The following is a 13,789-nucleotide window of genomic DNA, read 5'->3' as shown; positions in this document are numbered from 1 at the left end:
CATGTTGGCACTGCAACCCGTTGATACCGTCCCCCATGCCTTCCGGCCCGATCCTGTAACCCAGGAGGAAGCAGCGGCGATGTTCCGCGCCGTGCTGAACCTGTTTGGGAAATGGGAACTAACTGACGAACAGGCAGCGACTTTGCTCGACATGCCGGTTCGCTCCTATCGGCGGTGGAAAGCTGAGGGCCCGGGCCGTATCTCGCGCGATGGTGCGGCGCGGCTTTCCAATCTGATGGGTATCCACAAGGCGCTGAGGATCATCTTTTCCGAAGCCCAACGTGGCTACGCCTGGATCAAGGCAGGTAACTCCGCTTTTGCCGGAGCGAGTGCGCTCGATGTCATGCTTGGCGGCGAACTGACTGATATCATGCGGGTGCGTCGCTATCTTGATGCCGAACGTGGTGTCGGGTGATTGATCCCAAGGCAATTCCGATTGCCCAGGTCGAGTGGAAAGGTGCTGTGCGGATTATCCGCAGTGCCTTTCCACCGATCGACCTGTTCGAAGATATCGCAGACCCCGCAGATTGGCCGCTGCTGATCTCTGCCGAGCAAAAAACCAATCCCCGCATCATGGCGACGATCGGCAATCTCGATCTGTTACCTGCTGACCGCCGGGTAGGGGGCAACGGCGCATCCTATCTGATGGCCCCGTTCACGCATGTCAGCACTGACCGACCAAGTCGCTTCACCGATGGGACCTACGGCGTATTATACGCGGGGGGTACATTCGAAACAGCGCTGTTCGAAACAATCCATCATCATGCCCGCTTCATGGCTCGCACTTTTGAAGCGCCAGGCTGGACCTCACAGTTCCGTGAGATCATCCTTTCGGTAAGCGCCGATCTTCACGATCTCAGGAGCCTTGACGCAGGCGATCCCGCACTTGATCCCGACAACTATGCTGCCTCGCAAGCCCTCGCTGTTAGGCTCAGAGGGGGCGGGGCCGAAGGTCTTGTTTATCCGAGCATCCGGCATCCGGGTGGTGAATGTGTCGGCTTGTTCTACCCGGATTGTGCATCCGACCCCACTCAAGGACGTCACCTCGACTACCACTGGAATGGAACGGGTGAGGTGGTTCCGCCTTCTTGGACAGGTCGGCGACGAAGTTAAGCTAATCCCCGATGTGATTATGCCGCCAGTCTGGTCGTCAGATCATGGGGGGCATGCCCCCCATGATCTGGTTCGCTGATCCGCCCGTAGGCCTCTGCCGGGGTCCGCCCGGCGAGACCCGAGTGCGGTCGCTGCGTGTTGTAATAGGTGATCCATCGCCGGAGGCCAGTGCGCAGCTCCGAGCCGGTCTCGAAGGCGTGGAGATAGACGCATTCATACTTCAGAGATCGCCACAGCCGCTCGATGAACACATTATCCATCCAACGGCCTCGACCGTCCATGCTGATCTTGACCTCTGCGTTGCGCAGCACGCTGGTGAAGGCGAAGCTGGTGAACTGGCTACCCTGATCCGTATTGAAGATCTCCGGCTTACCGAAGCGCGCCAGCGCATCTTCCAGTGCGGCGACGCAGAAGCCGGCGTCCATCGTATTCGACAGCCGCCAGGCCAGCACCTTGCGGGTCGCCCAGTCCATCACCGCGACCAGATACAAGAAGCCCCGGCGCATCGGGATATACGTCACATCGGCGCACCACACCTGGTTGGGGCGCTCGATCACCAGTTTGCGCAGAAGATACGGATAGATCCGGTGCTGCGGGTTCGGATCGCTGGTCCGAGGGCGCTGGTAAATCGGCGACAAGCCCATCTTCGCCATCAGCCGCCGCACACGTCGTCGGCCGACATCGTGGCCCTCGCGGCGCAGGTGCCGGACCATCTGGCGGCTACCATACCATGGCATGTCGAGGAACGCCGCGTCGATCATCCGCATCAGTGCCAGCGTCTCGTCGGTCTCCGGCACCGGCGCATAATAATAGGAAGACCGGCTGATCGACAGCAGCCGGCATTGCGCCGCAATCGACAGCCGGTGGTGAGCAGGTTCGATCATCGAACGCCTCCGTGCCACGCTCATCGACCGGAGGCTTTGGCTAAAAAATCCCGCTCCACGACCAACTGGCCGATCTTGGCGTGCAGCTTCTCCACCTCGGCCTCGCTGGCTGCCTTGGCTGCATCGCCGGCTCCGGAGAACGTGCTCCCCATTCCCTCGACAGCCTGGCGCTTCCAGGCCGCGATCATCGTATGGTGGATGCCATGCTTCGCTGCCAGCTCGGCCAGGGTCAGGTCACCCCGGAGCGCCTCCAGCGCCACCTTCGCCTTGAAATCTGCGCTGTACCGCTTCCTCGTCTTCTTCATTTCCCGTCCATTCCTCAGGTCGGGATTAGCTTAGCACCCTGTCCAGATTTCCGGGACCACCTCAGGGTGTCGATCTGGTTCGAGACGCTGGCACAGGGGCGGTGTTTCGGGTGGTTGATGCTGCGTGACTTGAAGATCCAACGTCCGGGTTCTGCTGCGGTGTTTCCGGCAGCCCGCACCTAACTTCGGTCGTTCCTTTCGCTCAATCAGCGTCCCCGAAAGCGGGCGATCATCGCGGAGCGGCCTCTGGCGCGATCGACCAGTAGACCGAGGTAGAATTCCCTGTCGATGTCGAAAGCGCCATCGGAGATGTAGATGCGGTTGATCTGCTTGCCGAAGGGGCCGGTCTGGATCATGTCCGGCGTGTTGCCGAGCATGTCAGTTGCGTGGGCTCACACTTGCTCAAGCGCCTTGACTGCAATGAGCGTATCGAGGGTGGTGTAATGGGCCGAGCAAAAGCGTGGCAGATGGAGCAGGAAGAGCGCGGCTATTACGAAGCCGACGGAGCGATTTGCGAGGACTGCGTTACTGATCCTGCTCTCAAATCTTGGGTGTCGGACAACGTGTCGGAAACGCAGTGTCGGTTCTGCGGCGCGGAATCCGAGGACCCGATGGCCGCCAGCTTTGATGAATTCATCGGTGTCGTCCTGACGGGTGTTCGCTTCGACTGGAACCATCCGGACGACGAGGGCATCATGTATGTCTCGGCGGAAGGGGGGTATCAGGCCTCAATCAGTGACACCTGGGATGTCCTCGGCGATTACGACATCAGCGACGATAGCGACGTCGTTGAGGCAATTATCGATGTTGTCGGGAGTGACGGTTGGGTCGAGCGCGAGTTCTACATCGGCGACAAGAGTCAGCGGCTCGAATGGGGCTGGGATGCTTTCAAGGAAACCGTCAAACACCAGACGCGCTATGTCTTCCTCACACCAGATGACAGCGATCACTCGCCGGAGGTTCCTCCATCGCGCATGCTGGCGGCAATCGGCGAAACGGTAATCGATGAACTCGCTGAGCTGAATCTCATCACCGAGATCCCGGCCGATACCGACCTCTTCCGCATCCGCATCGGCGCAGAACCCTTCCATACTAGTGCGGAAATCGGCACGCCACCGGCGCAGTTCGCGATGCAATCGAACCGGATGAGCCCGGCGGGCATTCCCATGTTCTATGGCGCTTTCGACGTCGACACGGCCCGGCTCGAGACCTTCGATCCCGACCACCATGCCGGTCAGATCCTGTCGATCGGGACATTTCGTGCGACGCGCGCTCTTCGGGTGCTCGACCTGGCCGACCTGCCGGATATCCCGAGCGTGTTTGAGGAGGACAGCCATCACTGCATCCATCCGCTTCGCTTCCTCCACGCCTTTGCACGCGATATTGTTAAACCGATCGCGTGCGACGGGCGCGAGCACATCGAATATGTTCCGACGCAGATCGTTACCGAATATTTCCGACGGGTGTTCCGTGACGCCGACGACAGCGTGATCGACGGCATTATCTATAGCAGTTCCCGGGAAGGCGGGGAGCGCGCGTTCGTTCTATTCTGCGAGAATGAGCAATGCTTCGCGGTCGAGGATGGACCAGTGTTCCTTGAACAGTTGTTGAACCTCACCGCAGTGGCGCACGAGCAGACATAGGATTGGCCAGGCGGCCGCATGGATAGCCGGGCCCTTTCGGGGCGGCAGAGACACGGGCCAGACGCGCGTTCGCGTCGCGCACCTAAGCGATCACCGTCCGCGCGTGTCCCATTCGGGCGGCACAAGGAAGCGGTGGCGGCGCCACTCCTCGACTATCGAAGCCTCAAACCACTCGTCGGCGAGATGAGCGTGGTCGAGTACGATCAGCTGCAGGCCTTCGATCTCTTGGCATGCGCGGTGCATCAACTCAAAGAGCGCCTGTACGGCATGGCGGTCCTTGTCGTCGAGCGGATCAAGGCTTCCTTCCTGATCGCGCTCGGCGGGATAATGCGCTTGACTCGGCTGATCGAAGATCAGCATCGCCGGAACTGGGCGATTGCGTTTCCGAAACCACCAATGGAGCGCGAGATAGGTCAGCACATGATAACCGACCCAGTTCTCACCGCTTCCCATCCGATTGAGCGGGATCGGGCCGTCAAGTGTATCGGCGACAACCGTGAGCTTCTTCACATCGAGCCGTAGCTCGCTGCCACTGTGCTCTAGATCGAGGTACTCGGCGAAAGCCGACATCTGCTTGCTGATGAGATTTAGATAGGTGTCGAGGCGCTGCGCGACGTCGTCCGCATTTACCGCCGCCTCGAGCGTTTCGACGCGGCGCTTGGCTGCTTCGATAAGGGGCGTTAGGTCGGGTTCGCTGTCGCTGGGTCGCACTGCATCGAGAAAGGCGCCAATCCGGCCGACAACGCGCGCCTGGTCGACCAGCAGGTCCTGTTGCGCCTTGGCCCTCGCATCATCCGCGATCAAGCGGGCGAGGCTATTTTGCGCCTCAACTAATTCCCGCTCGAGCTTGCCCTTTCGTTGCTCCAGTCCCTCGATGTGGCGCTGGAGATGAGGTTGCTCAACTTCAACTGCCGCAAGTTGCTCGCCCACCAAACGAAGTGCGTTCGCGACTTGGTCGCTGGCAGGCGTAGGGATCGCGAGCTCGCTTTCGCACAGCGGACAGTGATGACCGTCTGCCTCTACCTTGAACAATCCGATCGAGCTGAGTCGCGCGCGTTGCTCATGGCCTTCACGCGAATAGGCGCTCTGCTCCGACAGCATCAGCCGGGAAGCCCTCGCCTCGTCGTTCACTCGCTCTAGCGCTGACCTCAGCGTAGCCTGCTCATTGCGCAATCGGTTGATGGAATCGCCGAAATCGGGAAGGTTGGTGGTTGATGCCAGGTCGGTGCGTGCGGCGCGGTCCAGGACTTCCAGTGCAATGTCGGTCTCGACCGGTTCATATTCCGGGACGATCAACCCGACACGCTTGCCGTCGGTCACCAGCCGGCGAATGCGACTGATGTCGACATTGCGTGCCTCGTTCTGACGCTGGACGCGTTGCTCTAGTTCGCGCAGCGCCTCGCGCGCGAGATCGAGTTCATGCTGCCGCAGGAAATGCTGTTCGTCCACCGCGCCCACGAAATAGGGGAGCGTGTCCTTGATCGCCTGTGGAATGAACTGGTCGCCCTGCCGGTGAAATAGCCGGTCACGATTGTCGATCTCATCCTGCTTCTGAAAACACAGAAACAGCGCGTGGCGGATAGTCGCCTGCAGCGGATGTCGCGTACCACTCAAAGGCCGATGCTCGTTCTCAGAGATGCCCACAAAACGTGATAGGAGCGAGATAAGCTCTCCCTCGACCATATTGCGCGCGAGATCTTCAAAGGCGGGGGCCGCATCAAAGCTCCCGCGCCGCACGTAGATGTCGCCGCCCGTATCGGTGCCTGGACCCGGATTTTTGCGCGCAACGAGCAGCTCGTCGTCGCCATTCAGCAGTCGGACTGCGAACCAGGCGACGCTTCGCCGAATCACGCCCTCGGCGACATTGCAGCTGCTTCGTCCGAGACAATAATCGATGATATCGATGATTGCGGATTTGCCTGTCTTTGAATCGCCGGTGATGACGTTGAGGCAGCCGCTCTTAAAGGTGAGCTCACGCTCTTCACCTGTATGCGAATAAAGAATGATCGCACCGATATTCATGCTCATGGTTTGATCCCCCAAGCCGCCATGATCGTCGAGGCCGTGCCTGCCTTGGCAAGCCAACGGCCGAGGAGGCGGGTTGCGGCGACACAATCTCGCGCATCGTCGGTCAAAGTTTCCTCGAACCTGCGCGCAACCGACAGCGCGCGATTACCCAGCATCACCCCGCCATCTTCGGCGAAGGCGAGCGCCGATCGGTCGATCGCGAAGCGCAAGGCTTCCTGCACGATCGGACGGAGCGACCGAGCGCGCTCCGCAAAGCCGACAAGCACTTCGGGATTACGTTCCCGCCATGAATAGAGGGATGTCACCGTCGATCCGGGCAGCGCACGCCTGGTCTTGCCGTGCAGGGCGATCGGCAAGGCGCAGAACAGCAGCGCATAAGGCGCAGCTTGGCCTTTCGCCTTTTGAAATTCCTTCACGAACTCGTGCAGAAGCGCAGCGCAGAAGGCTGGGTTGAACAGATACGCTTCCTCGCGCGGTCGCTTATCCCAGAGCGTGAGGCTCATGCGGCCTCATCCTTCGCCGACGTGCCGAACATGGTGCTGTGATCAGGATGCCAACCGACCGTCACGCCATCAGAAAGGATCTGATAGGAGCCCGTGCAAAGCCATTGCTCATGGCGATTGCGGAACGGCGCCTGGGCTCGGCTCGCCCAGTGAAATAGGTCGCGTCCGAACGTTTTCTTTTCGTCGTCGCTGATTGGTTTGCCGCCGCTTTCGCGGGCCAAACGCTCGCGTTTCCAGCGTTCGACGAGATCGGCATCATATCGCGCCGCCTCACCGTCGAGCAACGCATTTTCCCGCGCCCAGGTCGAGCGTTGCGCCGTCGCGCGATAGAAATCGAGCTTGGCGAGTTCGATCGATTCCTCAGCGACATCGACACACCGCATCTGGCGAACGAACGTCCGCCCGTCAGACTCGGGAAGGTCGTCGGCCGAAACCGCCAAAGCTTCCGGACTGATTAGCAGCTCATTGTTCCGAAACGCTTTGGCGATCTCGTCGATCTTCGCCCGAAGCGCCAGAAGCGAAATAGCCGGCGAAGCGACATCGGCGAGACAGGCAACAACTTGCGAGAACCACCAGCCCTCGAGATGGTCGACGAGATCCGCGACTTTCCCATCCGGTGCCGAGAAAAACAGCTGCTCCTCGATCTCGCTGCGCGCATTGGTGATGCTCGGCGCTTGGTCATGGATATGGATAGCCGCAAGGAGATTCTCCTGATCACGATCCGACAGCGCGAGAAAAGCCTTGCGGCCGACCGCGGTTTCCTCGCTGATCGATGTCGTTGCGGCGGCCTTCAGCAGCGCGAGCGCATCTTTCTCCGCGTCGATGGATGGCCTAGTCGCGCGTAATAGTTCCGCAGCAGAGCCCGCCGGTGCCTGCGCGGTCGTGATGATGCTGAAGCGTCGCTCGAACGGCGCTTGGGGATCAGCAGCGACTGCCTCGCTCCAAATGCGCAGCGTCTTCCACAGGTCGACACTCATGTCGGTCAGGCTCGCAGGGTTCACATGATGTTTGAGCTGCAGCAGTTCGGTTGCGGTGCCGTTTTGCTCGAAAGCCACATCGTCGAACCGCTCAATCGACACCGATAGGCCAGGCTGCGATCTCGTCTCGACGATCGCAAGCAGCAGCGCCTCTCGGCATTGGTACAAATAGCCGAGCATCGACCCGGTGGCGTTATAGTTCGAAGCGATATTGCTCCCCCTGTCGTGCGGCGAAGCGCTGACCCCGCTCCACAAACATAGATGTGAAACGCTAAGTCTCCCGCTAATTATTGTAAAGTATCAAGCGCAGCGAACTTCGAGCTAAGACGCGCCGCTGAAAGCGGTTCGGCAGCTGCCGGCCCATCGGCAGTCATTGAGAGGGAAGGGGGCTTGTTTCTGTTTGAGCCGGATGAGCGTCGAAGGTCGATGCCTGTGCTCATATTCAGGAGTATTTCCCATGATCAAGTCGATCCCGCTGACCAAGTTGGTCCAGTCCCCTCGCAATGTGCGCCGTCACGGTGACCCCGCCGCAGATTCCGAACTGAAAGCGAGCATTGCAGCCCATGGGTTGTTGCAGAACCTCATCGTTCGGCCAGCGGCTCGTGGCAAATTCGAGGTCGAAGCCGGAGAGCGCCGCCGGTGCGCCTTGCTGGCGCTTGCCGAAGAGAAAGTCCTGCCGAAGGGCTACGAGGTTACCTGCCTCGTGCTTGAGGACGATGCGCAAATCGCAGTCGAAACGAGCCTGGCCGAGAACTTCCATCGCCTCGCGATGAACCCCGCCGACGAAGCACAGGCGTTCGCTGCCCTTATTGATGCTGGTGCCTCGACGGAAGATGTCGCGCGCCGCTTCGGGCTGACGGTCCGCTTCGTAGAAGGCCGTTTGCGTCTCGCGACCCTTGCACCCGTCGTCTTCGATGCTCTGGCGGCCGGCGAAATCACTCTCGATCTCGCCAAAGCCTTCGGTGCGACCTCCGACCAGGAAATTCAGGCTCGCGTCTATGAACAGGCGTCCTCGGGCTATTATGCGCCCAGCGCCGACAGTATCCGGCGCATGGTGCTCACCGGCACGGTTCGCGGCAGCGATGCTCGGGCCCGTCTTGTCGGTCGCGACGCCTATATCGCTGCAGGTGGCCGGGTCGAACGCGAACTCTTCGACGACGATGACAGCGAGTCATGGGTTGATGTCGCGCTTCTGGAAACCCTCGCCTCGGAGGAGATGGAAAGGCGCGCCAAGGCGCTCGCAGCAGAGCAAGGTCTTGCCTGGGTCAAGCCTACGCTTGACGCCTATGCCAGTCACGATCTCGTAGAAGGTCTCATTCGCCTTCCGGCCGAGCCGGCTCCGTTGACTGACGCCGAATTGGCCCGCCTTGACGAACTCGATGCTTCTTACGACGAGCATGCGGCCATTCTCGAGGATGAAGACAGCGCAGAAGAAGCAATTGCTGCGGCCGAGGCGACGATCGAAGCGATTGAGCGCGAATGCCAGGACATTCGGGCAAAGCCCCCGGAGCTGGCGCCCGAACTGAAGGCCGATGCCGGAATGATCCTCGTTCTCTCGCGCGACGGCACACCGGTCCTCCAGCCGGTGTTCTACGGCGAGCGCGACATCGAAGTCGTTGGTGACGACGATGTCGTCGAAGTCGTGGCGAGTGTCGGCAGTGATGGCAAACGTCGTGCAGCGCTTTCCAAGCGTCTGGTCGACGAACTTGCGATGCAACGTCGTGACGTGCTCGCGCTCCACGTGGCATCGGATCCCGGCCTTTCGCTCGACATCATGGTCTTCACCCTCGCGGATGTCGACACCCACGACTGGCGGTCACGCGCGGCCACGACCCTGCGTGGCGGCGTCCCTGCGGGTCCGATTGTCGGGTTCGAAGCGAAGGATGCGCCGGCAAGCGCATCCCTTGCGGACCTGCGCTCGGGTCTCGATGAGAGCTGGCGATCTGGCGAAGACGCTTCGTCGCGCTTCAAGATGTTTCGGGCACTCGCTGATGAAAGCCGCGCAGCATGGCTCGGCTTCGTCGTCGCTCGCACACTCGAGGCGAGCCTCAACATGGCAGGCGAACGTCAGATCACGTTCCAGGATCATCTGGGCAGCACGATCGGCATCGACATGGCGCAATGGTGGCGTCCGACCGCGGCAAACTACTTCGACCGCGTCTCGAAGCAGGTCATCCTTGATGCGCTCACCGATGTTGGCGGTTTGGAACTGTCCTCACGCTTCGCATCGGTGAAAAAGGGCGATCTTGCGATGAGCGCCGAGCGCGTCTTCGCGGGGACCTACATCACCGAGGTCGAAGTTCGGGAAAGGGCGCTCGCCTGGGTGCCCGAAGTCATGCGCTTTGCCGACCAGCCGGAGATTCCTGCCGATAACGAAGCGCAAAGTCCCGACGCGGATTTCGTCGCCAACGACGACAATCAGCCCCCGAGCGAGCTGGCCGCCTGACCTCCTCCTGACAGGAACGGCTGCTCGCCACCGTGAAGCGGTCCTCCGGCAAATGCCGGGGGGCCGCTTCCTTCATGGAAAGAGAGCGGAGGGGGCTCCGGGATCTCCGGCACTGACCGACGGAACTGTCGTCAGGCCATTTCAGGAGATCCAACATGGCCTATCGCAAGGGACAAAGCGGCGGAGTGTCGCCTGCTACCCGTATCACCCAGGAAATCATCGCCCGCCTCGAGTCCGGCACGAGGCCGTGGATCAAGCCATGGCGCGGTGTGCCAGTCTCGCGTCCATTGCGGGCGTGCGGCGTCCCTTATCGCGGCATGAATGTATTCTGGCTCTGGATGGTTGCCGATATGTGCGGTTACGCCTCGCCGTTCTGGATGACCTACAATCAGGCCAAAGAACTGGGCGCACAGGTGCGCAAGGGCGAAAAATCCACCATCGCCATCTTTTACAAGAGCTACACCAAGGAAGTCGAAGCCCCCGACACCGGCGAAAAAACCGACGAAAGTCGTCGCGTGTTGAAGGCCTATCCGGTTTTCAATGCCGTTCAGGTCGAAGGTCTTCCAGAACGTTTCCATCCCGCCGCGACGCTTGAGGTGGTGGAACCCGAGGGCCGTCAGGCTGAACTCGACTCATTCTTTGCCAATATTCCGGCCGTCCTGCGGCATCAGGGCGACGAAGCCTATTATGAGCCAGTGGCTGACCGGGTGACAATGCCGCCCGCGCATCTCTTCTCGGGCTTCGACCACTATTACGCGACGCTCGCGCACGAGCTGTCGCATTGGACCGGCCATGCCAGCCGCCTCGACCGTAATCTCAAGAATCGATTTGGTTCTGCAGCTTACGCCGCCGAGGAACTCATTGCCGAACTTTCGAGCGCTATGCTTGGCGCTGAACTCGGTCTGCCAGTCACACACTTGGATAGCCATGCGAGCTATATCGAGCACTGGCTCAAGCTCTTGAAGCAGGATGACCGTGCCATTCTCACCGCTGCCGCAAAGGCGGAGGAAGCATCAAGGCTTCTGCTCAAACTTGGAGGACGGATCTCTGCCGATGATACCGACGAAGTGTCCGCCGACGCTGCGTTGGCCGCCTGAAGGAGGGTGTCATGGGCCGATCAGTCAGTTACCCCAGCGGGGCCATCGTGGCCTTCACCGTGCTCGAAGTTGAAAACGACGACGACTGGGACTTCGAATATGAGTGGCTCCGCGAAGATCTGCGCGAGCGCGCAGGGCAGGCATTCCCTTCCCTGATCGCCCACGACGGTTGGCGGGGCCGCGAAGACCGCATCCTCATGCGCAATGCCTATGCAGATTTCGGCGTGTCGGTTTACGCCGGCCTGGTTGCGGTGTGGATCGTCGAGCGTGACGATGGCGCCTATTGGGATGCCGATTGGCGCACGGCCAGATCGCCCAGAGCACAGCGCTGGCTGTCCCAGATCGCCTCGCGCTTTGAAGCGTTGTTCGGCGACTTCGTCTGCCTCGGTCACATGTCGAACGGTGAGGGCGTCTACGCAAAACGGGTGGCCTGAATGCGCCAGTCACTTTGATCGTGGCGAGGTGCCTGTCCTCCCTGACGAAACTTGCTTTTGCACTCATGGCCTGAAGCCATGCGAGAAAGGCCCTGGGCCAGCCGCCAGTCTGCCGCAACCCGGCTTGCGCAGGCCCGAGTTGGCCCGGCCCTGTGGGCCGTTGGCCTGCCCGCGCCAGCCTGCCCAAGCGGGTTTCCCCTGTCGGGTGCGGAGACTGCCTCAAGCTGGCCCTGACGGGCTCTCGCTGGCGCAGCCATGAGCGGGTGCGTCAGCCTCACGCCAGTCAGGAGGACAATACCCATGCATTCATCATTTTCTGACCAACTTGCCGGCCTCGATCTTTCCGGTTTTTCGATTGGTCCTGCCCCGGTTTCAACCAATGATTTTCCGGTCCACGATGCGGTCGTCCAGACTCTCGAAGCTGTCTGGTCCGATCTATTTGCGATGGTCTCTGGGACTGCGCTGGAGGCCGATGCCGAGGACCTCGGCTGGGCGTTCGTCAACATCTTCCACCGTTCCGCGACCCGCAAATCGACCGCAGTCGACCGCGCAACCGACGAAGTCCGAGCGCTCTTGGCCACTGCCGATGGATCCGAAATTCACACCCATGAACTCGAGACCCAGGTTGAGCGTGCGCAGTGTGCCGAAGGCGCCATGCTCGCTCTCGAAGAGATGCGTGAGGTAGCCGCCGCCCTCTATCTCAACGAGTTCGGATCTTCGTGGAAACCTGTGTCGAGCTCGCGCTTCAATCACAGCGCCATGCTGACTTCTGCGCTTGTCGAAGGCCGCGAGTTCGTCCGAGCTCGGTCCGAAGCGAAACGCCGCGCCGCCATCCCAGAAGGTACGCCGGTGATCTTTGCCGGTGGCCGCACACGCCATCCAAACGAGCAGGACGCTCTCACCTTTGCCAACAATGTTTGGGCTACACTGGACAAGGTCCACGACCGGGTTCCAGACATGGTTCTTGTCCATGGCGGTGATACCAAGGGCGTTGACCGTCTGGCATCCTCATGGGCGGAACGACGCAACATCCCCCAAATCAGCTTCTCCCTCGACATGCGCCTGGGCGCGCGCGCAGGCTTCAAGCGCAACGAGCGTATGCTCTCGCTCGACCCCCGTTATGTCGTCGCCTTTCCCGGAAACGGGGTCCTGGAGCGCCTCGTCATCGAAGCGAAATCCCGACGGATTACCGTCGTCGATCGCCGTGGTCCGCTGGGCACTTCCCCCAAGCGCGCGGCGCAGGATACCGACTGATGCGTCGGGCATCGCGCCAGCGCTATCGGCGCTGGCGCAGCCCGTCAGAGGAAAGAGATCGCTTGTTATCGTGGGCAAGACGATTGGTGCTTGCCCGTACATATCAGGAGATTTCTCATGACTGATTTTCAGGCAATCATGGCGGACTTTGCTGTCCGCCAGGCCGAACGCGCGGCGCAGGCACAAAGTGAAATCCAACGGCTCAAGGCAGCTATCATTGACCCGCTGCGCAATGCCGAAATTGCCCGCGTAGAAATCCGCTTCGATGGGTGCGGCGACAGCGGTGCGGTCGAAGAATGCGTCTTCTCTGATGCCGTCGGGGCGAGTGTTCCGTGTCCCGAAGTGACGATCGACTATGCTGGAGAAGGCGACGACCAGAGCCTCAATTCCGCCATCGAGCAACTGACGTACCTTGCTCTCGAACGCCATCATCCCGGATGGGAAATCAATGATGGTGCCTGCGGCGAACTGATCATCGACGTGGCTACGCCGAGTTTCGTTCTGGACTGCCAGCTGCGTTACACGGCGACCGACGACCATTCGACTGATCTCTAGGAGAAGTGCGATGGCTCATTGCTATTATCACGCCCTATCGTCGGTCCGGAAATGGGGAGGGGTGGTGGAAGATTACCTGCCGCTCCACCAATGGTTTGACCAGTCGAAGGCGATCTTTGCTGATCCGCGGCACCGGGCCCTTCGGCACCATGCCGAAGGCATTTTCATGCTTGAAACGCTGTTCGGGCCTACCATCGTCAACGCCGACAGCCGTGTCGTGCCCGTTCGTCTTATAGGCGAGCAGCACGTCCGCGAGGACTTGGGTGCGATCCCTTCCTTTGCGGATTGGGGGCGCCTCATCACGCCCCAAGACTGGATGTTGCGGGGGCATCGCCTGGACGAGCCGATGCCGCTTGGCACCGTGGAGACTGGTGCTAGCGGTGCGTTTTCAGGTGGTCATTCGTCGGCTTCGGGAGGAGCTTTCGTCGTCGAGATATGATGTCGCCTTGAAGGCAGGCGAGGTCGGGGGGCGCACGTCGCAGCCCGTCAATGCGAAAAGTCATGGCTTAGCCTGTGCAAGGCACTCGGGACCAACCCGGCCTGTAAGCAA

The 13,789-nt window shown here is 60.7% G+C and carries 13 protein-coding genes and 1 pseudogene; 9 read left to right on the top strand and 5 right to left on the bottom strand.

Annotation, left to right across the window (positions count from 1 at the left end; genetic code table 11):
• Nucleotide 1 precedes the first annotated feature (1 nt).
• Entirely contained in the window at nucleotides 2–415 is a 414-nt protein-coding gene (locus AEB_RS13680) for an MbcA/ParS/Xre antitoxin family protein (protein ID WP_119083642.1), read from the top strand.
• The gene (locus tag AEB_RS13675; RefSeq protein WP_119083641.1) at nucleotides 412–1,113 is read left to right on the top strand and encodes an RES family NAD+ phosphorylase; all 702 of its coding nucleotides are present in this window, start codon (nucleotides 412–414) and stop codon (nucleotides 1,111–1,113) included. Before AEB_RS13680 ends, AEB_RS13675 begins: the two co-directional genes overlap by 4 nt.
• A 17-nt stretch (nucleotides 1,114–1,130) precedes the next feature.
• Here the strand turns inward: AEB_RS13675 and AEB_RS13670 are convergent.
• Together AEB_RS13670 and AEB_RS18480 are read right to left on the bottom strand one after the other, a co-directional pair.
• Nucleotides 1,131–2,302 (bottom strand): IS3 family transposase gene (locus tag AEB_RS13670; protein WP_119081383.1). Its coding sequence is split into 2 segments (ribosomal slippage): nucleotides 1,131–2,038 and nucleotides 2,038–2,302, totalling 1,173 coding nucleotides; the frame shifts between segments, so codons are not numbered across the junction.
• A gap of 212 nt (nucleotides 2,303–2,514) precedes the next feature.
• Nucleotides 2,515–2,694: pseudogene (locus AEB_RS18480) on the bottom strand (ATP-grasp domain-containing protein); the annotation flags it as partial.
• Between the two features lie 75 nt (nucleotides 2,695–2,769).
• On the opposite strand from AEB_RS18480, the gene AEB_RS13660 reads away from it, so the two are divergent.
• Nucleotides 2,770–3,945, top strand: a complete 1,176-nt coding sequence (locus AEB_RS13660; protein ID WP_231958739.1) for a HEPN-associated N-terminal domain-containing protein — start codon at nucleotides 2,770–2,772, stop codon at nucleotides 3,943–3,945.
• 90 nt (nucleotides 3,946–4,035) lie between these two features.
• Here the strand turns inward: AEB_RS13660 and AEB_RS13655 are convergent, their stop codons facing one another.
• From AEB_RS13655 to AEB_RS13645, 3 genes are read right to left on the bottom strand one after another with little or no spacing between them, the layout of a single operon-like run.
• Nucleotides 4,036–5,973 (bottom strand): DUF3732 domain-containing protein, encoded by a 1,938-nt coding sequence (locus AEB_RS13655; protein WP_119083639.1) that lies wholly within the window; start codon nucleotides 5,971–5,973, stop codon nucleotides 4,036–4,038.
• Complete coding sequence (locus tag AEB_RS13650) at nucleotides 5,970–6,476, bottom strand: three component ABC system middle component (RefSeq protein ID WP_119083638.1); 507 nt, start codon at nucleotides 6,474–6,476, stop codon at nucleotides 5,970–5,972. Before AEB_RS13650 ends, AEB_RS13655 begins: the two co-directional genes overlap by 4 nt.
• The gene (locus AEB_RS13645) at nucleotides 6,473–7,633 is read right to left on the bottom strand and encodes an ABC-three component system protein (RefSeq protein ID WP_119083637.1); all 1,161 of its coding nucleotides are present in this window, start codon (nucleotides 7,631–7,633) and stop codon (nucleotides 6,473–6,475) included. The genes AEB_RS13650 and AEB_RS13645 overlap by 4 nt, the downstream gene beginning before the upstream one ends.
• Nucleotides 7,634–7,910: 277 nt before the next feature.
• Here AEB_RS13645 and AEB_RS13640 point away from each other — a divergent pair, with 277 nt between their 5' ends.
• From AEB_RS13640 to AEB_RS13615, 6 genes are all read left to right on the top strand, one after another.
• Nucleotides 7,911–9,899, top strand: coding sequence for a ParB/RepB/Spo0J family partition protein (locus AEB_RS13640; RefSeq protein ID WP_119083636.1), 1,989 nt, complete (start codon nucleotides 7,911–7,913; stop codon nucleotides 9,897–9,899).
• 155 nt (nucleotides 9,900–10,054) lie between these two features.
• The gene (locus AEB_RS13635) at nucleotides 10,055–10,996 is read left to right on the top strand and encodes an ArdC family protein (protein ID WP_119083635.1); all 942 of its coding nucleotides are present in this window, start codon (nucleotides 10,055–10,057) and stop codon (nucleotides 10,994–10,996) included.
• A gap of 11 nt (nucleotides 10,997–11,007) precedes the next feature.
• Nucleotides 11,008–11,430, top strand: a complete 423-nt coding sequence (locus AEB_RS13630; RefSeq protein ID WP_119083634.1) for a hypothetical protein — start codon at nucleotides 11,008–11,010, stop codon at nucleotides 11,428–11,430.
• A gap of 300 nt (nucleotides 11,431–11,730) precedes the next feature.
• On the top strand, nucleotides 11,731–12,684 hold the full coding sequence (locus tag AEB_RS13625; RefSeq protein ID WP_119083633.1) for a DUF2493 domain-containing protein: 954 nt from the start codon (nucleotides 11,731–11,733) through the stop codon (nucleotides 12,682–12,684).
• 117 nt (nucleotides 12,685–12,801) lie between these two features.
• Complete coding sequence (locus AEB_RS13620) at nucleotides 12,802–13,239, top strand: DUF6878 family protein (RefSeq protein ID WP_119083632.1); 438 nt, start codon at nucleotides 12,802–12,804, stop codon at nucleotides 13,237–13,239.
• Nucleotides 13,240–13,249: 10 nt separating this feature from the next.
• On the top strand, nucleotides 13,250–13,678 hold the full coding sequence (locus tag AEB_RS13615) for a DUF6915 family protein (RefSeq protein ID WP_119083631.1): 429 nt from the start codon (nucleotides 13,250–13,252) through the stop codon (nucleotides 13,676–13,678).
• The last annotated feature ends 111 nt before the right edge of the window (nucleotides 13,679–13,789 follow it).

It is taken from the genome of Altererythrobacter sp. B11, from assembly GCF_003569745.1.
Classification (GTDB): Bacteria; Pseudomonadota; Alphaproteobacteria; order Sphingomonadales; family Sphingomonadaceae; genus Croceibacterium_C.
Note: the sequence above shows the minus strand (reverse complement) of the source record. Positions and strands in the feature narration are given on the sequence as shown.